18 protein-coding genes are annotated in these 23,282 nt (G+C 68.9%); 10 read left to right on the top strand and 8 right to left on the bottom strand.

The genetic code is table 11. The annotated features are described in order from the left end of the window. Positions 1 to 81 precede the first annotated feature (81 nt). Positions 82 to 1,224 carry a hypothetical protein gene (locus tag ACIP6U_RS05360; RefSeq protein WP_401713317.1) on the top strand — a complete coding sequence of 381 codons (1,143 nt, stop codon included), beginning with the start codon at positions 82 to 84 and terminating at the stop codon, positions 1,222 to 1,224. Beyond that, positions 1,221 to 2,264 carry a phosphotransferase family protein gene (locus ACIP6U_RS05355; protein WP_401713314.1) on the top strand — a complete coding sequence of 348 codons (1,044 nt, stop codon included), beginning with the start codon at positions 1,221 to 1,223 and terminating at the stop codon, positions 2,262 to 2,264. The genes ACIP6U_RS05360 and ACIP6U_RS05355 overlap by 4 nt, the downstream gene beginning before the upstream one ends. On the opposite strand, the gene ACIP6U_RS05350 is transcribed toward ACIP6U_RS05355, so the two are convergent. Genes ACIP6U_RS05350 through ACIP6U_RS05335 form a run of 4 tightly spaced genes read right to left on the bottom strand, consistent with a single transcriptional unit; the run spans position 2,239 to position 6,086 of the window. Next, positions 2,239 to 3,015 (bottom strand): succinate dehydrogenase/fumarate reductase iron-sulfur subunit, encoded by a 777-nt coding sequence (locus ACIP6U_RS05350; protein ID WP_401713311.1) that lies wholly within the window; start codon positions 3,013 to 3,015, stop codon positions 2,239 to 2,241. The two genes, ACIP6U_RS05355 and ACIP6U_RS05350, sit on opposite strands and share 26 nt — an antisense overlap. Continuing rightward, positions 3,012 to 4,955: a fumarate reductase/succinate dehydrogenase flavoprotein subunit gene (locus ACIP6U_RS05345; protein WP_401713308.1), complete on the bottom strand. Its 1,944-nt coding sequence runs from the start codon at positions 4,953 to 4,955 to the stop codon at positions 3,012 to 3,014. Before ACIP6U_RS05345 ends, ACIP6U_RS05350 begins: the two co-directional genes overlap by 4 nt. After that, positions 4,955 to 5,776 carry a hypothetical protein gene (locus ACIP6U_RS05340; RefSeq protein ID WP_401713305.1) on the bottom strand — a complete coding sequence of 274 codons (822 nt, stop codon included), beginning with the start codon at positions 5,774 to 5,776 and terminating at the stop codon, positions 4,955 to 4,957. The genes ACIP6U_RS05345 and ACIP6U_RS05340 overlap by 1 nt, the downstream gene beginning before the upstream one ends. A 19-nt stretch (positions 5,777 to 5,795) precedes the next feature. After that, a complete protein-coding gene (locus ACIP6U_RS05335) occupies positions 5,796 to 6,086 on the bottom strand; it encodes a hypothetical protein (protein WP_123997959.1) in 291 nt (96 codons plus the stop codon). Between the two features lie 427 nt (positions 6,087 to 6,513). Here ACIP6U_RS05335 and ACIP6U_RS05330 point away from each other — a divergent pair, with 427 nt between their 5' ends. The 7 genes from ACIP6U_RS05330 to ACIP6U_RS05300 all read left to right on the top strand — a co-directional run bounded on the left by ACIP6U_RS05330 (position 6,514) and on the right by ACIP6U_RS05300 (position 17,756). Continuing rightward, entirely contained in the window at positions 6,514 to 8,715 is a 2,202-nt protein-coding gene (locus tag ACIP6U_RS05330; RefSeq protein ID WP_401713301.1) for an ABC transporter family substrate-binding protein, read from the top strand. Positions 8,716 to 8,965: 250 nt separating this feature from the next. Next, the gene (typA, locus tag ACIP6U_RS05325; protein WP_401713298.1) at positions 8,966 to 10,873 is read left to right on the top strand and encodes a translational GTPase TypA; all 1,908 of its coding nucleotides are present in this window, start codon (positions 8,966 to 8,968) and stop codon (positions 10,871 to 10,873) included. A 656-nt stretch (positions 10,874 to 11,529) separates the two neighbouring features. Next, entirely contained in the window at positions 11,530 to 12,567 is a 1,038-nt protein-coding gene (locus ACIP6U_RS05320; protein WP_401713295.1) for an ABC transporter permease, read from the top strand. Between the two features lie 87 nt (positions 12,568 to 12,654). Continuing rightward, positions 12,655 to 14,463 (top strand): ABC transporter substrate-binding protein, encoded by a 1,809-nt coding sequence (locus ACIP6U_RS05315; protein ID WP_401713292.1) that lies wholly within the window; start codon positions 12,655 to 12,657, stop codon positions 14,461 to 14,463. A gap of 90 nt (positions 14,464 to 14,553) precedes the next feature. Then, complete coding sequence (locus tag ACIP6U_RS05310) at positions 14,554 to 15,534, top strand: ABC transporter permease (RefSeq protein ID WP_401713290.1); 981 nt, start codon at positions 14,554 to 14,556, stop codon at positions 15,532 to 15,534. A gap of 21 nt (positions 15,535 to 15,555) precedes the next feature. Continuing rightward, positions 15,556 to 16,617, top strand: coding sequence for an ABC transporter ATP-binding protein (locus tag ACIP6U_RS05305; protein ID WP_401713287.1), 1,062 nt, complete (start codon positions 15,556 to 15,558; stop codon positions 16,615 to 16,617). Positions 16,618 to 16,628: 11 nt separating this feature from the next. Continuing rightward, entirely contained in the window at positions 16,629 to 17,756 is a 1,128-nt protein-coding gene (locus ACIP6U_RS05300; RefSeq protein ID WP_401713283.1) for an ABC transporter ATP-binding protein, read from the top strand. Here the strand turns inward: ACIP6U_RS05300 and ACIP6U_RS05295 are convergent. Next, a complete protein-coding gene (locus ACIP6U_RS05295) occupies positions 17,750 to 18,490 on the bottom strand; it encodes a class I SAM-dependent methyltransferase (protein ID WP_401713280.1) in 741 nt (246 codons plus the stop codon). The genes ACIP6U_RS05300 and ACIP6U_RS05295 overlap by 7 nt on opposite strands. Before the next feature lie 138 nt (positions 18,491 to 18,628). Here ACIP6U_RS05295 and ACIP6U_RS05290 point away from each other — a divergent pair, with 138 nt between their 5' ends. Beyond that, the gene (locus ACIP6U_RS05290) at positions 18,629 to 19,912 is read left to right on the top strand and encodes an MFS transporter (protein WP_401713277.1); all 1,284 of its coding nucleotides are present in this window, start codon (positions 18,629 to 18,631) and stop codon (positions 19,910 to 19,912) included. Between the two features lie 165 nt (positions 19,913 to 20,077). On the opposite strand, the gene ACIP6U_RS05285 is transcribed toward ACIP6U_RS05290, so the two are convergent. From ACIP6U_RS05285 to ACIP6U_RS05275, 3 genes are read right to left on the bottom strand one after another with little or no spacing between them, the layout of a single operon-like run. Next, on the bottom strand, positions 20,078 to 21,127 hold the full coding sequence (locus tag ACIP6U_RS05285; RefSeq protein WP_401713275.1) for an ABC transporter ATP-binding protein: 1,050 nt from the start codon (positions 21,125 to 21,127) through the stop codon (positions 20,078 to 20,080). Between the two features lie 25 nt (positions 21,128 to 21,152). Continuing rightward, a complete protein-coding gene (locus ACIP6U_RS05280; RefSeq protein WP_401713272.1) occupies positions 21,153 to 22,193 on the bottom strand; it encodes an ABC transporter ATP-binding protein in 1,041 nt (346 codons plus the stop codon). A 49-nt stretch (positions 22,194 to 22,242) separates the two neighbouring features. Further along, positions 22,243 to 23,223 carry an ABC transporter permease gene (locus ACIP6U_RS05275; protein ID WP_401713270.1) on the bottom strand — a complete coding sequence of 327 codons (981 nt, stop codon included), beginning with the start codon at positions 23,221 to 23,223 and terminating at the stop codon, positions 22,243 to 22,245. Positions 23,224 to 23,282 lie beyond the last annotated feature (59 nt).

Genomic DNA, 23,282 nt, shown 5'->3' with positions numbered 1-23,282 from the left:
GAATGCGGGCGCGCGACCGGGGTGGGGCAAGGGTGGGGGCCGGGGAGGCGGCGGGCGAAGGCGATGACGGAGGGGGACGGCGTGCCGGAGCAGCAGGAGGAACAGCAGGAAGAGCAGCAGGAGGAGGAGCAGCAAGAGGAGTCGGTCGAGGGCTCCGGAGCATTGGAAGCCGAGGGGGCCGCCGCTCCCGAAAGGCCGGAAAGCCCGCGCAGACCATGGCGCCGTCGTCTCGGACTCACCGCCCTCGCCCTGTTCCTGGCCTTCCTCCTGCCCGTCCTCGCCGCCGGGACCGCCCTCCGCCTCAACTACACCGGAGACCCGGCCAGCGGCACGTACACCCGGAACCGCGACGCGATCTGGCTCGGCCACGCCTGGGTCGACGGCCGGAAGACGGACGCGGACCTGGCAGCCCTCGCCCGCCGTCTCAAGGGCACCGGTATCCGCGACCTGTACGTCCATTCAGGACCCCTGGAGCACGACGGCACCCTTCCGGAGTCGGACTACCCCAAGGCCGCCTGGCTGATCGAGTCGGTCCACCGCGAACTGCCCGGCGTCCGTGTCCAGGCCTGGTTGGGCGACGTACTCGCCACCGAGGGCCCGGACGGCCTGCATCTGGAACGCGCGGCGACCCGCACCGCGATCGTCGCCTCGACCCGCCAGATCCTCGCCGCCGGCTTCGAGGGCGCCCACTTCGACCTCGAACCCCTCCACTCCGGCGACGGCGACTACCTCGACCTTCTCGACAGACTGCACGCGGTCACCGAGTCCCGTCACGCCCTCCTCTCCGTCGCCGCCCACCAGATCGACCCGCTCCCCTCCCTCCACTCGGTCTGGGGCGTCTTCACCGAGCACCCCAAGTGGTGGTCGCAGGCGTTCTTCGGCCAGGTGGCCCGCCGGGTCGACCAGATCGCCGTCATGTCGTACGACACGGCACAACCTCTGGAGAGCCTCTACGGCGGCTACATCGCCCAGCAGACCTCGCTCGCCCTGGAGGTCACCCCGGAATCCACCGACCTCCTCATGGGCCTGCCCTTCTACTACGAGAGCAACTTCGACCACTGGGGCCACGCCGAGACCGTCCCCGCCGCCGTCCGGGGCATCCGCCTGGGCCTGACCCGCACGGACCCCGACCGCGCCCGCTTCGGGGTCGCCCTGTACGTCGACTTCGCCGCCACGGAGGATGACTGGACGGCCTACCGGAAGGACTGGGTACACACGTCGTGAGCCGCCCCCAGCAACCTCCTACGCAGCAACCGCGCACGCACCTGACCCGTACCGACCTCGCCCCTCTCACCCGCGCCGCCCTCGGACCCCACCGCGCCCTCGCCGCGGTCACCCGCCTCCGCGGCGGCTCCAAGAAGGGCGTCTACCGGCTGACCCTCGACGACGACTCCACCGCCGTCGCCTACGTCTGGTCGCCGGACGAGGACTACTGGGACGCCGCTCCCCCCGACCCGCGGGACCCCTTCTCCCACGGCACGGGCCTCGGCCTGTTCACCGCGGCGCACGACCGCCTCGCGGCAGCCGGCGTCCGCACCCCCGCCCTCCGGTACGCCGACGCCACGCACACCCACCTCCCGGCCGACGCGGCGATCGTCGAGGACGTGCGGGGCGACAGCCTGGAGGAGGCCCTGCGACGCGAACCCCGGTCGGCGGCCGGGACGTTGGAGCGGTTCGCCGACCTGCTCACCGCCCTGCACGCCCAGCAGGGGCCGACCTTCGGCAAGGTGGCCCTCGTCGACAACGGTGGTGTACCGACGGGGAGTTCGTGCGAGGGTCTGGTCGCCGGGCGGGCCCTGGGCGACATCGCGGAGATCGCCGCACGCGAGCCAAGGGCGGCCGCCGTCCGTGCCGAACTGGCGGACGCCGTACGGGATCTGGCCGCCGCCGTCCGCCCCCGCGACCGGTACACCCTCGTCCACGGCGAACTCGGCCCGGACCACGTCCTGGTGACCGCCGACGGACACCCGGCCCTGATCGACATCGAGGGCCTGATGTACTTCGACGTGGAGTGGGAGCACGTCTTCCTGCGGCTCCGCTTCGGCCCGCACTACGACATGCTGCGCACCCCCGGCCGCACCCGCGACCGCACTTCCGGCCTGGACGAGGACCGGCTCCGGCTCTACCGCCTTGCCATGCATCTCTCCCTGGTCGCCGGTCCCCTCCGACTGCTCGACGGGGACTTCCCGGACCCGGAGTTCATGCGCGGCATCGCCGAGTACAACCTCGGGCAGGCACTCAGCCTTCTGCCGACCGCCTCCTGATCTTCGAGCCCAGCCACACCAGCGGGTCGTACTTGCGGTCGACCGCCCTCTCCTTCAAGGGGATCAGCGCGTTGTCCGTGATGTGGATGCCCTCGGGGCAGACCTCCGAGCAGCACTTGGTGATGTTGCAGTAGCCGAGGCCGTGTTCCTCCTGGGCGGTGGCCTTGCGGTCGAGGCCGGTGGACTCGGCCGCGTCCAGGGGGTGCATGTCCAGTTCCGCGACCCGCATCAGGAAGCGCGGGCCGGCGAAGGCCGTCTTGTTCTCCTCGTGGTCACGGACCACATGGCAGGTGTCCTGGCACAGGAAGCACTCGATGCACTTGCGGAACTCCTGCGAGCGGTCCACGTCCTCCTGGAACATGCGGTACTCGCCGGGACCGAGTTCGGCGGGCGGTACGAAGGACGGAACCTCCCTGGCCTTCTGGTAGTTGAAGCCGACGTCCGTGACCAGGTCGCGGATGACCGGGAAGGCGCGCAGCGGCGTCACCGTGATCGTCTCGTCCCGCGTGAAGACCGACATGCGGGTCATGCACATCAGCCGCGGCCGCCCGTTGATCTCCGCGGAGCACGAACCGCACTTGCCCGCCTTGCAGTTCCAGCGCACGGCGAGATCGGGGGTCTGGGTCGCCTGGAGGCGGTGGATGATGTCCAGCACCACCTCACCGTCGTTGACCTCGATCCTGAAGTCCTCCAGGCCCCCGCCCTTGATGTCACCCCGCCACACCTTGAAGGCGGCCTCATAGCTGCTCACTCGTAGAGCTCCTCTTCGGCGAGGTACTTGACCAGCTCCTCTTTCTCGAAGAGGGCGAGCAGGTCGGCGCGGATGGGTTCGGTGGTCTCGCGGGTGAGGGTGATCTGGCCGCTGACGGGGTCCGTCGCGAACAGATCGCCCGTGGGGTCGGTGAGCGCGCACAGGAGATTGATGTTGCGCCACTTGCGGTCCATCGCGGGGTGGTCCTCGCGGGTGTGGCCGCCGCGCGACTCCGTGCGCTCCAGCGCGGCCCGGGCCACGCACTCGCTGACCAGCAGCATGTTGCGCAGGTCCAGGGAGAGGTGCCAGCCGGGGTTGAACTGCCGGTGCCCCTCGACGCCGGCCCGCCGGGCCCGTACCCGAAGATCCGCGAGTTTCTCCAGCGCCTGCTCCATCTCTCCCTCGCGGCGGATGATGCCGACGAGGTCGTTCATGGCCTGCTGGAGCTCCTGGTGCAGGGTGTACGGGTTCTCGGGCGGGCGGCCGTCGTCCTCGCCGGGGGCGGGGCCCTCCGCGGAGAAGGGGCGCAGGGCCTCCGCCGCCGCCGTGTCGATCTGGTCCTCGTCCACCGGCGGGCGCGCGTCGGTGAGGCCGGCCGCGTACTCGGCCGCGTGCCAGCCCGCGCGGCGGCCGAACACCAGCAGATCGGAGAGGGAGTTGCCGCCCAGGCGGTTGGAGCCGTGCATGCCGCCGGCCACCTCGCCGGCCGCGAACAGCCCCGGCACCCCGCGCGCGGCGGCCGTGTCGGAGTCGACCGCGATGCCGCCCATCACGTAGTGACAGGTGGGCCCGACCTCCATCGCCTCCGCCGTGATGTCGACGTCCGCCAGCTCCTTGAACTGGTGGTACATGGACGGCAGTCGGCGCCGGATGACCTCGGCCGGCATACGGGTGGAGACGTCCAGGAAGACACCGCCGTGCGGGGAGCCGCGGCCCGCCTTCACCTCGGAGTTGATGGCCCGGGCGACCTCGTCGCGCGGGAGCAGCTCCGGTGGGCGCCGGTTGTGGTCCGGGTCCTCGTACCAGCGGTCGCCCTCCTCCTCCGACTGGGCGTACTTCTCCTTGAAGACGTCGGGGATGTAGTCGAACATGAAGCGTTTTCCGTCGGAGTTGCGCAGCACCCCGCCGTCACCGCGGACCGACTCGGTGACCAGGATGCCCTTGACGGACGGCGGCCAGACCATGCCCGTGGGGTGGAACTGCACGAACTCCATGTTGAGGAGCGGCGCCCCGGCCAGCAGCGCCAGCGCGTGGCCGTCGCCCGTGTACTCCCACGAGTTCGACGTCACCTTGAAGGACTTGCCGATGCCGCCGGTCGCGATGACCACGGAGGGCGTCTCGATGACGAAGAAACGGCCCGACTCGCGTTCGTAGCCGAAGACCCCGGAGACGCGGTCGCCTTCCTTCAACACCCTGGTGATCGTGCATTCCTGGAAGACCTTGAGGCGGGACTCGTAGTCGCCGGTCTCGCGGAAGTCCTCCTGCTGGAGGGACACGATCTTCTGCTGGAGGGTGCGGATCAGCTCCAGTCCGGTGCGGTCGCCGACGTGCGCGAGGCGCGGGTACTCGTGGCCGCCGAAGTTGCGCTGCGAGATGCGGCCGTCCTTGGTGCGGTCGAAGAGGGCGCCCCAGGTCTCCAACTCCCATACCCGGTCCGGTGCTTCGCTCGCGTGCAGCTCCGCCATCCGCCACTGGTTGAGGAACTTGCCGCCGCGCATGGTGTCGCGGAAGTGGACCTCCCAGTTGTCACCGGAGTTGACGTTGCCCATCGCCGCCGCGATGCCGCCCTCGGCCATCACCGTGTGCGCCTTGCCGAACAGCGACTTGCAGATCACGGCCGTACGGGCGCCGCGCTCGCGCGCCTCGATGGCGGCCCGCAGGCCCGCGCCACCGGCGCCGACCACGACGACGTCCCACTCCTGTCGGTCGACCACGGACATCAGAAGAACCTCGGATCATCGAAAGCGCCGGAGGCGACCAGGTACACGTAGAAGTCCGCGAGCGCCACGCTGATCAACGACGCCCAGGCGAGCTGCATATGACGGTTGTTCAGCTTCCCCACGAACTTCCACGCCTTGTAGCGCACGGGATGCTTGGAGAAGTGCTTGAGCTTGCCGCCGACGATGTGCCGGCAGGAGTGGCAGGACAGGGTGTACGCCCAGATCAGCACGATGTTGGCCAGGAAGACGAGGGTGCCCAGGCCCATGTGGCCCCAGTGGTAGTCCTCGTCCCGGAAGGTCAGCACGGTGTCGTAGGTGAGCGTGCCCGCGACCAGCAGGGCCGCGTAGAAGAAGTACCGGTGGACGTTCTGCAGGATCAGCGGGAACCGCGTCTCGCCCGAGTACTTCTTGTGCGGCTCGGCCACCGCGCAGGCCGGCGGGGACGCCCAGAAGCCCCGGTAGTAGGCCTTGCGGTAGTAGTAGCAGGTCAGCCTGAAGCCCAACGGGAAGATCAGGATGATGATCGCGGGGGAGATGCCCCACCAGCTGCCGAAGAGGTCCGCGTTGGGGCCGTTGTGCATGGTCGCGCAGCGGTCGGCCAGACAGGGCGAGTAGAACGGCGAGACGTAGGGCGCCGAGTAGTAGTTCGTGTCGGCGAAGGCCCGCCACGTCGAGTACACGATGAACGCCAGCAGTCCCGCGGCGGTGACGGCGGGGGCCAGCCACCACCGGTCGGTGCGCAGGTGGTTCGCGTCGATCGCGGCGCGCGTACCGGTGCGTACGCCGCCGCTGTTCGGATGGGGTTCCGTACCAGTGGCCAACTCATGACTCCGGTCGGGTTCAGGGGGCTCGGCGGTCGCGGGCGCCGAGTCCCTCGTCGTCCGAGTCCGTCCACAGGCTGTTGTCGTACGGGGCGTCGGACATGGGGAGGAGATCGGGGCGTTTGGGGGCGGTCGGCGCGGAGGCCGCGTCGCGCAGCAGCGCGACGCTCTCGCGCAGGTGGTTGGCGTCGGCGCGGACGCGCCGCATCTCCAGGCCTGCTGTGCCGAGCTGTTTCTCCAGTCGGCCGACCGACCGGAACAGCTCGTCGAGACTGCGCTGGACATGCGTCAGTTCGTCGTGCACGGACATGACGTTTCCTCACTTCCGCGGGCGGCTGTGCCCTGGACGTAAACGTTCATGCGCCTGCGAGTGTTGCGCGTCACACCTCTCGGTGGGAAGCGGTGTGCACGTATTGGGTTCGGTGCGTTGTCTCGTGCGAGGTGGGTGGGGGCGCGCGTTCTGGGGGCTGCGCCCCCAGACCCCCCTTCGGCCCAAGGGCCTCGTCCTCAAACGCCGGACGGGCTGGGAGTTGCACGGACCGGCAGGTCGCAGAGCGGTCGGCCCAGGGCTGTAGGAGCAGAGCCGTTGCGCCGCATGGGTGGGCTTCGGTGCTCTCCCCGCCGTGTCGGCCCGGTCTGCTGAACCCTTTCCTCTTCAGTGGCGGCATAGATCTGATCAGCTCCATATACCGCCAAATGTGATCGTTTGCGGCGGCTCACTCCCGGAGGTAGACGAGATGGCCCACGACGGCGTCGGACTGCGCGCGGTCATGCGCTCGGTCGCCTTCCTGACCGCGGGTGTGCTCGCGGTGCCGGCGGTCGCCGGGTGCAGTTCCGAGGACTCGGCGGGCAAGCCGCTCGCCGGACAGGAGATCGCGCCGGCGGGCCGCGAGCTGGTCGCCGACGGCGGCACGCTGCGGTGGGCCGTGGACGACGTGCCGGAGACGCTCAACACGTTCCAGTCGGACGCCGACCCGGTCACCGGGCGGATCGCGCAGGCGACGCTGCCGAGCATGTACCGGCTGGACGCGGACGGGCGTCCGCAGGTCGACGGCGACTACCTGGAGTCCGCCAAGGTCGTCGAGACCGAGCCCAAGCAGGTCGTGCTGTACAAGCTGAACCAGCAGGCGGTGTGGAGCGACGGCCGGGAGATCGGGGCCGCCGACTTCGCCGCGCAGTGGCGGGCCCTGTCCGGGAAGGACAGCGCGTACTGGACCGCCCGCAACGCCGGGTACGAGCGCATCGAGAAGATCGAGCGCGGGGCCAACGACCTTGAGGTCAGGGTCACCTTCGGGCGGGCGTACGCCGACTGGAAGTCGCTGTTCTCGCCGCTGTATCCCAAGGGCGTCATGGGCACCCCGGACTCGTTCAACGACGGGGCCCGGCGCAAGCTCAAGGTCACGGCGGGGCCCTTCGTCGTCAAGAAGGTCGACCGCAAGGACGACCAGGTCACCCTCGCCCGCAATCCCCGCTGGTGGGGCCACCCCGCCAAGCTCTCCGGGATCGTCCTGAAGGCCGTACCGCGCGACGAGCGGGCCGCCGCGCTGGCCGACGGGGAGATCGACCTGGCCGAGATCGACCCCTCGGCGGTCGACCGGATCGCCCTGGCGGGGCGGACCGGGGGCACGAACACGCCGTTGCAGGGCGCCTCGCCGATGGCGGAGCCCGGCTCCGGGCGGGCCGCCGCGAAGTCCCTGAAGCAGCTGAAGAAGCAGGGCAGGAAGGGCGCCAAGTACGAGAAGCAGCAGGAGGCGCTGCGCGCCTTCGAAGTGCGCAAGTCGCTGGAGCCCGCCTTCACCCAGCTCGCCCTCAACGGTTCGGAGGGGCCGCTCGCCGACGAGCGGGTGCGCCGGGCCGTGGCCCGGGCCCTGGACCGGAAGGCGCTCGCCAAGGCCGTGCTCGGGCCGTTGGGGCTGCCCGCCGTGCCGGTGGGCAGTCATCTCGCGCTCTCCGGGCAGGCCGCCTACGCCGACAACAGCGGCGCGCTGGGCGGGCAGGACACGGGCGAGGCGCAGGCGCTGCTCGCGGACGCCGGGTGGGTGTCCGGCGGACCCCTGAAGGAGGAGAAGAAGAAGGGGGAGAAGGGCGCCGGGCCCGAGGGGAAGAAGGCCGACGACGAGTCCGCGGGCGGCGACGAGGGGACCTACATCGTCGGCGAGGACGACAAGGCGCCCCAGGAGCACGAGTGGGAGCGCAGGGCCGACCCCAAGGACCACCAGGGCACGCACGGGAAGAAGAGCGGCGGGGACAAGGGCGGCACGCACCTCGCCGACGGCAAGCAGTACGCCGAGAAGCAGGTGAAGCAGGGCGGCGCACCCGGGGCGTACGCGCCCAAGGGCACCCCCGCGCCGGGTGCCGCGGCGGCGCCGCTGGCCAAGAACGGCAAGCCGCTCACGCTCCGCTTCGTGCTCCCGTCGGGGGCCGGGTCGGCGACGCTGCGCACGGTCGCGGACCGGATCGTCGCGATGCTGGACCGGGTCGGCATCAGGACCGAGATCATCAAGGTCTCCGACGACAGCTACTTCAAGGACCACATCGCGTCCGGCCAGTACGACCTCGCGCTGTACTCCTGGCCCGCCTCCGCGTTCCCCGCCACCGATGCCCGGCCCGTCTACGCCAAGCCGGTGCCGGCCGCCGACGGGTCCCTCAACGTCGAGCAGAACTACACCCGCGTCGGCACCGACCAGGTCGACCAGCTCTTCGACCAGGCCGTCGGCACCCTCGACGGCGACGAGAGCGCCGACCTGCTGCGCAAGGCCGACTCCCGCATCTGGGCCGCCGCCGGCTCCATCCCGCTCTACCAGCGCCCCCAGCTCACGGCCGGCCGGAAGGACCTGGTCAACGCCGGCGCCTTCGGCTTCCAGACCCCGGTCTACGAGGACATGGGCTTCCTGAAGAAGGGCGCGAAGCGCCCCTCGGCGAGCTCGGACAAGGACTAGAGCCTGTACGCGTCCGACGAATGTGACCAAAGCCGCCGCCCCGCATCCCAGCGGGGCGGCGGCCTGCGTACGGAGGGCGGGGGACAGGGGCCGCCGGACCGGCGGAGCGGTCCGCGCAGCGGCCCGCGGAGGCCACCCCTGGCTCAGGCCCGTAGGATGGGGTGAGGCCGTGGCGTGTCCAGCCCGGCAGGGTCCGCGTAACACAGACGTACGCGTAGGCCTTCCTCACACTCCGGGAGAACGCCACACCATGGCCACGCGCCACGACATCCGCAACGTAGCCATCGTCGCCCACGTCGACCATGGCAAGACCACACTGGTCGATGCCATGCTCAAGCAGGCCGGTGCCTTCGCCGCGCATGCCGCCGAGTCGCTCGACGACCGCATGATGGACTCGAACGACCTGGAGCGTGAGAAGGGCATCACGATCCTGGCCAAGAACACGGCCGTCAAGTACCACCCGAAGGATGGCAGCGATGTCATCACCATCAACATCATCGACACCCCGGGCCACGCCGACTTCGGCGGCGAGGTCGAGCGCGGTCTGTCGATGGTGGACGCGGTGGTGCTGCTCGTCGACGCCTCCGAGGGCCCGCTGCCGCAGACCCGCTTCGTGCTGCGCAAGGCGCTCCAGCAGCGCCTCCCGGTCATCCTGTGCATCAACAAGACGGACCGCCCCGACTCCCGGATCGACGAGGTCGTCAACGAGACCTACGACCTCTTCCTGGACCTGGACGCGGACGAGGAGCAGATCGAGTTCCCCATCGTCTACGCGTGTGCGCGCGACGGTGTGGCCTCGCTGACCAAGCCCGACGACGGCACGGTCCCGCAGGACAGCGACAGCCTGGAGCCGTTCTTCTCCACGATCCTGTCGCACGTCCCGGCCCCCCAGTACGACGAGGCCGCCCCGCTCCAGGCGCACGTCACCAACCTGGACGCCGACAACTTCCTCGGCCGTATCGCGCTGCTCCGCGTCGAGCAGGGCGAGCTGCGCAAGGGCCAGACCGTCACGTGGATCAAGCGCGACGGCACGATGTCCAGCGTGCGCATCACCGAGCTGCTGATGACCGAGGCGCTCACCCGCAAGCCGGCCGAGATGGCGGGCCCCGGTGACATCTGCGCCGTGGCCGGTATCCCGGACATCATGATCGGCGAGACGCTCGCCGACCCCGAGAACCCGATCCCGCTGCCGCTGATCACGGTCGACGAGCCGGCCATCTCGATGACCATCGGCACCAACACCTCGCCGCTGGTCGGCCGTGGCGGCACCGGCAAGGGCGCCTCCGCGAAGGCCGCGGTCAAGGACCGCAAGGTCACCGCCCGTCAGGTCAAGGACCGCCTGGACCGCGAGCTGATCGGCAACGTCTCGCTCCGCGTGTTCGACACCGAGCGCCCCGACGCCTGGGAGGTGCAGGGCCGCGGTGAGCTGGCGCTGGCCATCCTGGTGGAGCAGATGCGCCGCGAGGGCTACGAACTGACCGTCGGCAAGCCCCAGGTCGTCACCAAGGACGTCGAGGGCAAGGTCTACGAGCCGGTCGAGCGCATGACGATCGACGTGCCCGAGGAGCACATGGGCGCGGTCACGCAGCTCATGGGCGTCCGCAAGGGCCGGATGGACAACATGTCCAACCACGGCTCGGGCTGGGTCCGCATGGAGTTCGTCGTGCCCTCCCGCGGGCTCATCGGCTTCCGTACCGAGTTCCTGACCGGCACGCGCGGCACGGGCATCGCGCACTCCATCCACGAGGGTCACGAGCCGTGGTTCGGCACGCTGACCACCCGTAACAACGGCTCGCTGGTCGCCGACCGCGCAGGTGCCGTCACCGCGTTCGCGATGACGAATCTCCAGGAGCGCGGTGTGCTGTTCACCGACCCCGGCACCGAGGTGTACGAGGGCATGATCGTCGGCGAGAACTCGCGCTCCGACGACATGGACGTGAACATCACCAAGGAGAAGAAGCTCACGAACATGCGGTCGTCCTCGGCCGACTCGTTCGAGGCGATCGTCCCGCCGCGCAAGCTCTCCCTGGAGCAGTCGCTGGAGTTCTGCCGCGACGACGAGTGCGTCGAGGTGACCCCGGAGTCCGTTCGCATTCGCAAGGTGGTGCTGGACGGCCGTGAGCGCGCCCGCTCCGCGAGCCGGGCCAAGCACAGCTGACGAAGGTCGACTATCGGCCAAACAAGGCCCGGGCGTCCCGATCTTGGGGGCGCCCGGGCTTTTTGCAACCGATTTTTCGGCGACCGGTGTCCGTATTGCGGAGATCCCCGCCCGATACCCATGTAACACGTCCGTTTCGCGGCCTTCTCCTCCCGAACAGTTTGTCCAGATTTTGGAAGATGTACGCGTCAGCTGTGACCGAATTGAGATTTGAAGACAGTGGTCGGTGCATGGCTCATGGCAGATAGTTAGCCGCGTAGCGCTCGGGTCAATGGGTCTCGTGCTGTGGGGACAGCACCGGCTCGCGAGCACCATGGGGGTGTCTGACCCCTCCGTCAGGGGTGTCGGAGGACAGACGTGCGCCCCCTCCTGTTCGGTGAATACGTGGAGTCATGAGGAGGAGCCCCATGCGCGGTGTCACGAACACCAGGTGGGCCACGCCGTCCGTCGTCGCCAATTGCCCTCGCGCATACGGCGGTTCAGTCTGAGGATGTCTACGGCCGTTTAACGCGGGCCGACGCCTACGCGCGTCCGGCTGCGGGTTTCCCGGCCTCCTCGGGGTTCCCCCCACGCTTCTTCATGATCCGTTCCGCGATCGCGCACACCCTGCGCCGGTCGCCGGCTCGGCACACCCACACCTGTGAAATGGGCCAACTGTGACAAGTCCTCTCGACGTTGAAGGCGGCGGCGGTACGTCGGTCGTCGTCGACGGCGCCCCACAGCCTCCGGCGCAGCCCGAGGCCGAGAAGCTCGAAGGCCGCTCGCCCGGCCAGTTGATGTGGATCCGCTTCAAGCGGGACCGCACCGGCGTCATCTCGGCCTGTATCGTGCTGTTCTTCTTCGTGATCGCGCTCGCGGCGCCTCTGATCTCGAAGGTGTACGGCAAGGACCCGTACACCGTCTACGCGGACGAACGCCCCGAGCTGTTCGACAGCGCGGGCGTGCCGGTGCAGCCCAACGGCGGTATCAGCAGCGAGTTCTGGTTCGGTCTGGAACCGGGCAACGGCTACGACGTGTTCACCAAGTTGATCTACGGCATCCGCACCTCGCTGATGATCTCGATCACCGTCACCCTCGCCGTGATCGTCACCGGCATCCTGCTCGGTGTGACGGCGGGCTACGTCGGCGGCAGGACCGACTACGCGATCGGCCGCGTGATCGACTTCCTGCTCGCCTTCCCCTCCCAGCTGTTCTTCATCGCCAGCATGCCCGTCGTGGTCTCGCTGTTCGTGAGTCCGACGGACGAGACCCCGACCTATGTCCGGGTGGTCGCGCTGATCGTGGTGCAGTGGGTGCTCGGCTGGATGAGCCTCGCGCGCATCCTGCGCGGCACCACGCTCGCCCTGCGGGAACGGGAGTTCATCGAGGCGGCCAAGGTGAGCGGGGCCTCCCCGTGGCGGATCATCCGCCGGGAGATCCTGCCCAACGTGGTGACTCCGCTGCTGGTGCAGTCCACCTACATGCTGCCGAACTTCGTGACGATCGAGGCCGGTCTGTCGTTCCTCGGCGTCGGGATCGTCGAACCGACGCCCGACTGGGGCCAGATGTTCTCCAAGGCGTCGACCGAGCTCGTGCAGCAGAACGACATCACCTACATGTTCTTCCCCGGCGTCTCGATGATCATCTTCGTCGTCGCGTTCAACCTGCTCGGGGACTCTGTCCGGGACGCCTTCGACCCCAAGTCGTCGCGCTGAACGGCAGTTTGTGGGCGTCCTCGCCCGGATACCGCACGGTAATTCCTGATTGCACCGGTGACACAAAGATGGGTGGAAACTTCAGTGATGAGTAGGGGCGGACGCCACGCATACGCCGCTTTGTCCGTGTTCGCGGCCGGGGCACTCGTGCTCACCGGTTGCAGCAAGGGCGGCAGCGACGCGAGCGACAACGACAAGAAGGACCAGGAGAACGCCAAGAGCCAGCAGTCGTCGATCAAATTCGGCGACGCGTCGGACTCGAACGGACCCGCGGCCGCGGTGGCGGGCGCCAAGAGCGGCGGCACGATGGAGGTGCTGCAGCGCGACAGCTTCGCCCACCTCGACCCGGGACAGATCTACGTCTCCGACGAGATGGCGCTCTCGCAGCTCATCCACAGAGGCCTGACCGGTTACAAGGCGACCGGCACCGACGGCAAGGGCCACGAGGTCGTCGGCGACCTCGCCACCGACTCCGGTACCACCACGGACGGCGGCAAGACCTGGAAGTACACGCTGAAGGACGGACTCAAGTTCGCCAACGGCACGCCGATCACCTCCACGGACGTCCGGCAGACCTTCGAGCGGCTGTTCGCGCCCTTCATCAACCAGGGCCCGAGCTACATCCAGCAGTGGCTGGCCGACTCCTCCGGCGCCGACTACCGCAAGCTGCTGCCGGACGGCCCCTACAAGGGCAAGCACCTGCCCGCCACCGTCCTGGACACGCCGGACGAGAAGACGGTCGTCTTCAAGTTCAAGTCGCCGCACCCGGACCTGCCGTACGCGCTCGCCATGGCGGGCTACTCCGTGGTCTCCGCCAAGGGCGACACCAAGGAGAAGTACGACAAGGCCCCGGTGACGACCGGTCCCTACAAGATCCAGTCGTTCAAGTCCGGCAAGTCGATGGTGCTCGTGAAGAACACCAACTGGGACCCGAAGACGGACCCGATCCGCAACCAGTACGTGGACCAGTGGGACTTCACGTTCAACCAGCAGTTCGAGCAGTCCACCAAGGCCCTGCTGGCCGACAGCGGCGCCGACGCGACCGGCATAAGCCTCAGCAACCAGGTCGACGCGGGCAACCTGTCCAGCGTGCTCAAGGACCCGAAGATGAAGTCCCGCACGATCTCCGGCTACCAGCCCTACGTGGGCCAGATGAACATCAACATGAGCAAGCCGGAGCTCAAGGACATCAAGGTCCGTCAGGCCATCGCGTACGCGCTGCCGATCACGCCGTTCATCCGCGCCTTCGGCGGCACCGACGCCATGGAGGTCGCCGGCGGCTTCCTGAGCCCGACCGTCAGCGGCTACGACGCGAAGTTCGACCCGTTCGGCAAGAAGAAGAAGCCCGCGGGTGACCCGGCCAAGGCCAAGAAGCTGCTCGAAGAGGCCGGCAAGCTCAACATGAAGCTGACCTTCGGCTACACCAACACCCCCGAGGGCCAGCAGTACTCCACCGCCATGGCGGCGGGCCTGAAGAAGGCCGGCTTCGACGTCCAGCGCCAGGAGATCCCGGCCGAGACCTACTACGACCAGGTCAGCAAGCTGGACAACCAGTTCGACATCTTCCACACCGCGTGGGGTGCCGACTGGCCGTCCGCCTCGACCGTCATCCCGCCGCTGTACGACGGCCGGGGGATCGCCGAGGGCGCGCAGAACTACTCGCAGGTCAACGACGCTCACGTGAACAGTGAGATCGACCGGATCAACAAGATCACCGACCCGGTCAAGGCCGCGGCCGCGTGGGAGCAGGTCGACCAGTACCTGCTCACCAAGGTCGTCAACGCGGTCCCGACCGCGTACTACAAGCAGACCCAGATCGCCGGTTCCAAGGTCGGCGGCTTCGTCTACGACGACGTGATCGGCGGCGTCGACCCCCGTCGTCTCTTCATCAAGTAACCACCGTCGGACCGGTACCCGGTGCGCGGCCCCACAGGGCGGCGCACCGGGTACCGCCCCACCCGTCGACGTCAGAGAGCTGCCCCTGTCATGCTGCGCTTCCTCTTCCGCCGGTTCCTCGGTGCCGTCGTCATTCTCTTTCTGTTGAGCATCGTGACGTTCCTGCTGTTCTTCGGAATGCCCCGTGACCCGGCGCTGCTGATGTGCGGCAAGACGTGCAACCCCACCAGCCTGGCCAACATCCACCATGTGCTGGGCCTCGACAAGTCGATCCCCGAGCAGTACGGGATCTTCCTGCACAACCTCGTCTTCGGCAGCAACGAGTTCGCCCAGGGCCCTTGCCCCGCCCCCTGCTTCGGGTACTCGTACCACACCAACGACCAGGTCTGGTCGACCCTGCTCGACCGGCTGCCCACCACCGTCTCGCTCACCATCGGCGGCGCGGCGGTCTTCCTCGTCGTGGGTCTGGGCACCGGCATGATCGCCGCCTGGAAGCGCGGCAGTCTGGTCGACAAGATCGTGACTGCCTCCTCGATGGTGCTCAGTTCGATGCAGATCTACTTCCTGGGCCCGCTGGCACTGGCGATCCTCGTCTACCAGACGCACATCTTCAGCAAGCCCGCCTACGTCGACTTCACCTCCGATCCGGTGGCCTGGTTCGACGGGCTGATCATCCCGTGGGTCGTGCTGTCCACGATCTTCGCCTCGCAGTACACCCGTATGGCGCGCTCGTCGATGATCGAGCAGCTCCAGGAGGAACACGTACGCACCGCCCGCGCCAAGGGCATGTCCCGCAAGTACGTCTTCTTCCGCTACGCCTGGCGCGGCTCGCTGATCCCGATCGTCACCATCTTCGGCATCGACCTCGGCTCGCTGCTCGGCGGCGCCATCATCACGGAGTACACCTTCGGTCTGCCGGGCCTGGGCCATCTCGCGGTGGACGCCGTGTCCTTCAGCGACCTGCCGCTGCTGCTGGGCGTGATGCTGTTCTCCGCCACCATGATCCTGCTGTTCAACATCATCGTCGATGCCTGCTACGCGTTCATCGACCCGCGCGTGCGGCTGTCCTAGGCCGGGTAAGAGGAGACTGTCGTGACCACTCTGACCAAGGAAGCCGGGGCACCCGTACCGGCCGACGCGGGCGCCTTCCTCTCGGTGCGGGACCTGCACGTCAGCTTCAAGACCGAGGACGGCATCGTGAAGGCCGTCGACGGGCTCTCCTTCGACGTGCAGCGCGGCAGGACGCTGGGCATCGTCGGCGAGTCTGGCTCCGGCAAGTCCGTCACCAACCTGACGATCCTCGGCCTGCACGACCCGAAGTTCACCACCGTCGAGGGCGAGATCCTCCTGGACGGCCAGGAGTTGACGACCGCCCGCGAGTCGGATCTGGAGAAGGTGCGCGGCAACAAGGCCGCGATGATCTTCCAGGACCCGCTGACCGCGCTCTCCCCGTACTACACGGTGGGCCGGCAGATCGCCGAGCCCTTCATGAAGCACACCGGGGCCTCCAAGCGGGTGGCCTGGGAGCGCGCGGTGGAGATGCTCGGCAAGGTCGGCATCCCCAACCCCAAGGAGCGGGCGAAGGACTACCCGCACCAGTTCTCCGGCGGTATGCGCCAGCGCGCGATGATCGCCATGGCGCTGGTCTGCGACCCCGACCTGCTCATCGCCGACGAGCCGACCACGGCCCTCGACGTCACCGTGCAGGCCCAGATCCTCGACCTGCTCAGGGACCTCCAGCGGGAGTTCGGCACCGCGATCGTCTTCATCACCCACGACCTCGGCGTGATCGCCGACATGGCCGACGACATCATGGTGATGTACGCGGGCGGCGCGGTGGAGCGGGGCACCGTGAACGAGGTGCTGCGCTCGCCGCAACACCCGTACACCTGGGGCCTGTTGAACTCCATGCCGCGACTGGACTCGGCGCTCGACGAGCCGCTGAACCCGATCCCCGGCGCCCCGCCCTCGCTGCTGACCCCGCCGTCCGGCTGCCGTTTCCACCCGCGCTGCACCTTCCAGGACCGGGTCGGCGGCAATCGCTGCGTGACCGAACGTCCGCTGCTGGCCCCGGACCGGGCCTCCGCGTGCCACCTCACGGCGGAGCAGAAACGCACCATCTTCATCGAAGAGATCAAGCCCCGACTGGGCTAGGAGGAGACGTCATGAAAGAGGACCTCGTCCTTCCCGCCCCGCGGGAAGCCGCCGCCGAGTCGGCCGGCGAACCCCTGCTCCACGTGGCAGGACTCACCAAGCACTTCCCGGTCAAGGGCGGGTTCCCGATCCGCCGTACGGTCGGTGCCGTGCAGGCGGTCGACGGCATCGACCTGACCGTGCACGTCGGCGAGAGCTTCGGTCTGGTCGGTGAGTCGGGCTGCGGCAAGTCGACGACCGGGCGGCTGATCACGCGGCTCATGGAGCCGACGGCCGGCACGATCTCGTACCGGGGCAAGGACATCACCCACGCCAGCCGCAAGGAGCTGGCGCCCATCCGCTCCGAGATCCAGATGATCTTCCAGGACCCGTACTCGTCGCTCAACCCGCGGCAGACGGTCGGCAAGATCATCTCGGGCCCGATGGAGATCAACGACATCGTGCCCGAGGGCGGCCGGGAGAAGCGGGTCCGCGAACTCCTGGAGATCGTCGGTCTCAACCCCGAGCACTACAACCGCTTCCCGCACGAGTTCTCCGGCGGTCAGCGTCAACGTATCGGCGTGGCACGGGCGTTGGCTCTCGAACCGAAGCTGATCGTGGCGGACGAGCCGGTCTCCGCGCTCGACGTCTCCATCCAGGCGCAGGTGGTGAACCTGCTCCAGAAGGTCCAGGCGGAACTGGGCATCGCGTTCCTGTTCATCGCCCACGACCTGGCGGTGGTACGGCACTTCTCGCAGCGGGTGGCCGTGATGTACCTCGGCAAGATCATCGAGGTGGGCGACCGCGAGTCCATCTACACCCGCCCCCGGCACCCCTACACCCACGCCCTGCTCTCCGCGGTGCCCGAGGTGAACCTCTCCGACGAGCCGGACGGCGCCCAGCGCGAGCGCATCCGCCTGGCCGGCGATGTGCCGTCCCCCATCTCCCCGCCCTCCGGCTGCCGGTTCCGCACCCGCTGCTGGAAGGCCCAGGACAAGTGCGCGGCCGAGGAGCCGCCGCTGATCCAGATCTCCGGCAACCACGAGGGCCATCTGACGGCCTGCCACTTCCCGGAGGAGCCGACGATCGAGGGGCGCGACGAGGACATCGTGCTCGACCCGGCGCTGGCGGCGCTGGAGGAGGGGCCGGAGGGTCAGTAGGCGGCCCGTGCCACGGTGACGATCTCGGGGCTGGCGGGGGCGAGCGGTCCTCGCCCCCAGTCGCCGTACTGCTCGACGACGGTGAGGCCGGCTTCGGTGAGGAAGCGGGCGAGGGCGTCGGGGGTGAGGAAGCGCAGGGTGGACCGGCAGACCTGGGGTCCCGTCCACCGTGCGCCCTCGTAGGTCTCGGTGAACGTCACCCGGTCGCCGCGGACGGGCAGTTCGACCTCGTGCCACACCTGGACGGCGGTGCCGTCCGGGTCGCTGATCTCGTACCGGCGCTGTGGGGTCCAGCGCTCCCAGGCGCGCGCCGAGGGATTGCGCGTCTCGAACACGAACCGCCCGCCCGAGCCGAGGGCCGCGCGCACGGACCGCAGTGCCGCGCGGATCTCCTCGTCGGCGACGATCTCCTGGAACGCGTGCCCGGTCATCACCACGAGGTCGAACTCCCCGTCCCAGGCCCGGCTGCGCAGGTCTCCGAGCACCCACTCGACGTCCCGTTCGGCGTCGCGGGCCCGCACGAGCATGGCGGCCGCCGGGTCGAGGCCCATGAGCCGGCCCCGGTGTCCGTCGGATCTGGCCCGGGCCAGCAGACGTCCCGTGCCGCAGCCGACGTCGAGCACGGAGGACGCGGACATCACCAGTTTCAGGTAGAAGTCGTCGCCCGGGCCCCAGCAGTTGAGCACGTCATAGAGCGCGGCGAGCGATGGATCGGCGAAGGCGCGGTCGACCACCGGGGAAGTGTGGCACACCTGCCGGGCGGGACATGACAAGATCGCGAATTCAACTGGCGGGACCGGCCGGGGAGTTGGCGCGACACCGTCGGCGGGGGTGCGTGCCGGGCTCAGGTCGGAGTCGTAGGGTGCCTGATCGTGACGGTGACAGAGTCTTCCGACGGGGCGCCGCTGTGGCGTGACCGGCAGTTCGTGGTGCTGGCCGGGGCACGGGTGATCTCCGTACTGGGCAACGGCTTCGCGCGGGTGGCACTCGCGTTCGCGGTGCTCTCCCTGCCGGGGGCGGGCGCGGGCACGTTGTCGCTGGTGCTGGCCTGTCAGGCGGTGCCGCAACTGGTGTTCATCCTGGTCGGCGGGGTCATCGCGGACCGCATGTCACGGTCGCGGCTGATGGCGTCGGCGGATGTGCTGGGCGCAGGGGCGTACGCGGGCCTCGCGGCCATGGTGCTGACCGGGCACGCGCCCCTGCCGGCCATGTGTCTGTTCGCGGTGGCGGCCGGTACGGCCACCGCCCTGTTCGCGCCGGCGCTGGACGGTCTCGTACCGCTGCTCGTGCCCGCGAGCCGTCTGCAACGGGCCAACGGCCTGCTGCGGATGGGCATCAACGGCTCGATGCTGCTTGGCCTGGCGCTGTCCGGCGTGACGGTGGCCCTGGTCGGCGCGGGCTGGGCACTCGCCCTCAACTCGGCATCATTCGTGGCCAGCGCGGCGCTGACGGCCCGGTTGCGGGTGACCACGCCTCCTCGGTCGAAGGCGTCCGGCTGGGCCGATCTCCGGGAGGGCTGGCACGAGTTCGCCTCCCGGCAGTGGCTGTGGGTGGTCGTCGCCCAGTACGCGGTGGTCGTCGCCGCGGTCAACGCCAACGTCGGTGTCCTGGGCCCGTTGGCGGCCGAACAGCATCTCGGCGGCCCGCGGGCGTGGTCGGTCATCGTGGCCGCGCAGGCCCTGGGCACGATCGCGGGTGCCGGCCTGGCGGCCCGGGTACGGGTGAGCCGTCCCGTCCTGGTGGCGGTGCTGTGCACGTTTCCGGCCGCCCTGCCCATCACCCTGCTCAGCCTCCGGGCCCCGGTCTGGCTGGTCGCCACGGCGATGTTCGCCGCGGGTGTCGCCAGCGACGTCTACGGCGTCCTGTGGACCACCACGGTCCAACGCCGCATCCCCGAACAGGCCCTGTCCCGAGTCAGCTCCTACGACTGGTTCGGCTCCCTCTCCTTCGCCCCCCTAGGCCTCCTGATCGCCGGCCCCGTCGCGGCGAGAGTGGGCACGGACACGGCCCTGGCGGGCTGCGCGGCGTCGATCGTCGTGGCGACGGCGGGAGCACTGCTGTCACCGCAGGTACGGAGGCTGCGCACCGCGGACGAGGAACCTTCCGGCGGGCTGCCGTCGCACGCAACGGCCTCCGAGTCGAGCGGCAACCCGTAGAGCCGCCGCGAGAACAGCCCCGTGCAGAGCGAAGGCCCGTGCCCCACGCAAGCGCGTGCGGTACGGGCCTTCTTCTCCCCGGGGAGCGGACGTTCATGGGCTCGGGTCAATGGGCCTGGAAAGTCCGTTCCGCGAAGGGTGGCGGCTGACGGTAAAGGGGTGTTGTCAGGCCGCCGCCTCGGGGTTCTTGGAGAGACGCGGGGCCGGGACGAGGACCTCGGTCTCCGGGTAGTGGCAGGCGGTGAGGTGGCCGGGCTTGTTGCCCTCGACCTGGACCAGCGGCGGCGCCTCGCTCGCGCACTTGTCCGTCGCCTTCCAGCAGCGGGTGCGGAAGCGGCAGCCGGAGGGCGGGGAGATGGGGGAGGGCACGTCACCGACCAGGCGGATGCGCTCGCGGACCGGCCCGTCGTCCTCCACCGTCGCCTCGGGTACGGCGGACAGCAGCGCCCGCGTGTACGGGTGGCGCGGGTTGCCGTAGAGGTCGTCGCGGTCGGCGATCTCCACGATCTTGCCGAGGTACATGACCGCCACGCGGTGCGAGAAGTGCCGGACGATCGCCAGGTCGTGGGCGATGAACACGAACGCGATGCCGAGTTCCTGCTGGACCTTCTGGAGCAGGTTCACCACCTGCGCCTGGATCGAGACGTCCAGGGCCGACACCGGTTCGTCCGCCACGATCAGCTTCGGCTCAAGAGCCAACGCCCGTGCCACGCCGATACGTTGACGCTGACCGCCGGAGAACTCGTGCGGGAAGCGGTTGTAGTGCTCGGGGTTGAGACCGACGATCTCCAACAGCTCACGGACGCGGGCCTCGCGGCCGCCGGCCGGGTTGATGTCGTTGATCTCCATCGGACCGGACACGATCTTGCCGACCGTCTGCCGCGGGTTCAGCGAGGCGTACGGGTCCTGGAAGATCATCTGGATCTCGGAGCGGATCGGCGCCAGCTCCTTGCGGCCCGCGTGGGTGATGTCCTGCCCGCGATAGGTGACCTTGCCGCCGGTCGGCTCCAGGAGGCGGGTGATCAGCCGACCGGTCGTCGACTTGCCGCAGCCCGACTCGCCGACCAGGCCCAGGCTCTCGCCCTCGGCGACCTGGAAGTCCAGGCCGTCGACGGCCTGCACGGCACCGACCGTACGCCGGATCGGGAAACCGCCCTTGATCGGGAAGTGCTTGGTCAGCCCGCTGACGTCCAGGAGGGGGTTCGTGTCGCTCATGATGGGAAGTCCCGTTTCTAGTACGTCAGTTGTGCTGGGCTACTGCGGCGAGGTCGGCGAAGAGCTCCCGGCGCTGCTGGGTGGTGAGGTGGCAGGCGGAGCCCCGTCCGTCGACCACCTCCAGCGCGGGCCGCTCGCTCGCGCACCGTCCGCCCGCGACCTTCTCGGCGAAGGCGCAGCGCGGGTGGAAGTGGCAGCCGGTCGGCGGGTTGAGCAGCGAGGGCGGCGATCCCGGAATCGGCATCAGCGGCACGTCGACCGGTCCTTCGAGGCTCGGCATGGAGCTGAGCAGACCGAGCGTGTAGGGGTGCTGGGGGTCCGTCAGCACCTCCTTCTTGGTGCCGCGCTCCACACACCGGCCGCCGTACATCACCAGGACGTCGTCCGCGATGTCGGCGATGACGCCGAGGTCGTGCGTGATGAACACGATCGCGGTGCCGAACTCCTGCTGGAGGTCCTTGAGCAGGTCCATGATCTGCGCCTGGACCGTCACGTCGAGGGCCGTGGTCGGCTCGTCGGCGATGAGCAGTTCAGGGTCGCAGACCAGGGCCATGGCGATCATCGCGCGCTGGCGCATACCGCCGGAGAACAGGTGCGGGTAGTCGTCGACCCGGATCTCGGGCTGGGGGATCCCGACCCGCTTCAGCATCTCGATCGCGCGCTCCCGGGCCTCCTTCTTGGAGGCGCCGGTGTGCTTGCGGTACGTCTCGGCGATCTGCTTGCCGACCGTGTGGTACGGCGACAGCGAGGCGAGCGCGTCCTGGAAGATCATGGACATCTTGTTGCCGCGCAGCCGCTCCAGCTCCCGCTCGCTCGCGGTGAGGAGCTCCTTGCCGTCGAGCAGGATCTCGCCCTCGATCGCGGTGCGGTCGCGGTCGTGGAGGCCCAGGATCGTCAGGTTGGTGACGGACTTGCCGGAGCCCGACTCGCCGACGATGCCGAGGGTCTTGCCCTTGGCGAGGTCGAAGGAGAGCCCGTCGACGGCCTTGACGGTGCCGTCCTCGGTGGAGAAGTGGACCTTCAGATCCCTGACGGAGAGGAAGGGCTGCTGATCGGTGCTCGTCACGGAGACGCTCCTGGGGGGTGATGCGGGGGTAGGGGGTACGGGCGGAGGGTCAGGCGAGCCGGATCCGCGGGTCGATGAAGGCGTAGGCGGCGTCGACGATGATGTTGAAGAACACGATCGCGGCGGCGGCCAGCACGGTGACGCCGAGCAGCATCGGCAGGTCGCTCTGGTTGACGGAGGTCACCGCGAGCCGGCCGATGCCCTGGAGGCTGAAGACCTGCTCGGTGATGATCGCGCCGCCGATGAGCGTGCCGAGGTCGATGCCGAACACCGTGACGATCGGGCCCATGGCGCCGCGCCAGGCGAAGCGCAGGAAGACGTTCGTACGCGAGAGACCCTTGGCGCGGGCGGTGCGGACGTAGTCCTCGCTGAGCTGCTCGACGAGCTGGGAGCGGGCCATGCGGGTGTAGTTGGCGGTGAAGATGATCGACAGCACGATCCAGGGCAGCAGCAGGCCGGAGAACCACGAGACGGGGTTGTCGGTGAGCGGCGTGTACGAGGGCTGGTCGAGGATGCCCGCCTTGAAGACCAGGAAGTACAGCGCGATGTAGCCGACGAAGTAGATCTGGAGCGAGGAGCCCAGCAGCGAGGCCGAGGTCGCGAACTTGTCCAGGAACTTGCCCTGCTTGAGCGCCGCGATCATGCCGGTGCCGACGCCGAAGACCAGGAAGATGGCGGCCGAGCCGAAGGCGAGCGAGAGGGTCAGCGGCAGCCTGTCCATGATCGTGCCGAAGACGGGCTCGTTGTTGGCGAAGGAGTAGCCCAGGCACGGCGCGTTGCAGTTCCCGAAGCCGCTGTAGTCCCGACCGACGAAGATCCCCTTCAGCCAGTACCAGTACTGGACCGGGATCGGATGGTCGATGCCCAGGTTGTGCCGGATCTGCGCCAGCGAGGCCGGCGTGCAGTTCTTGCCGCAGGACATCATGGCCGGGTCACGCGGGACGGCGTAGAAGAGCCAGAAGGTGATGGCGCTGATGATCAGGAGAATGACCAGCGCGCCGATCGTACGGCGGACAAGGAAGCGGAACATGGGGTCAGGACTTTCCGGGCGAGGCGCCGTTGCCGGGGCGTGAGGGGTGTGGAGCCGGT

It is taken from the genome of Streptomyces sp. NPDC088794, from assembly GCF_044750545.1.
Taxonomy (GTDB): Bacteria; Actinomycetota; Actinomycetes; order Streptomycetales; family Streptomycetaceae; genus Streptomyces.
The sequence above is the reverse complement of the archived record's forward strand: the minus strand, read 5'-3'. Positions and strand labels throughout refer to the sequence as shown.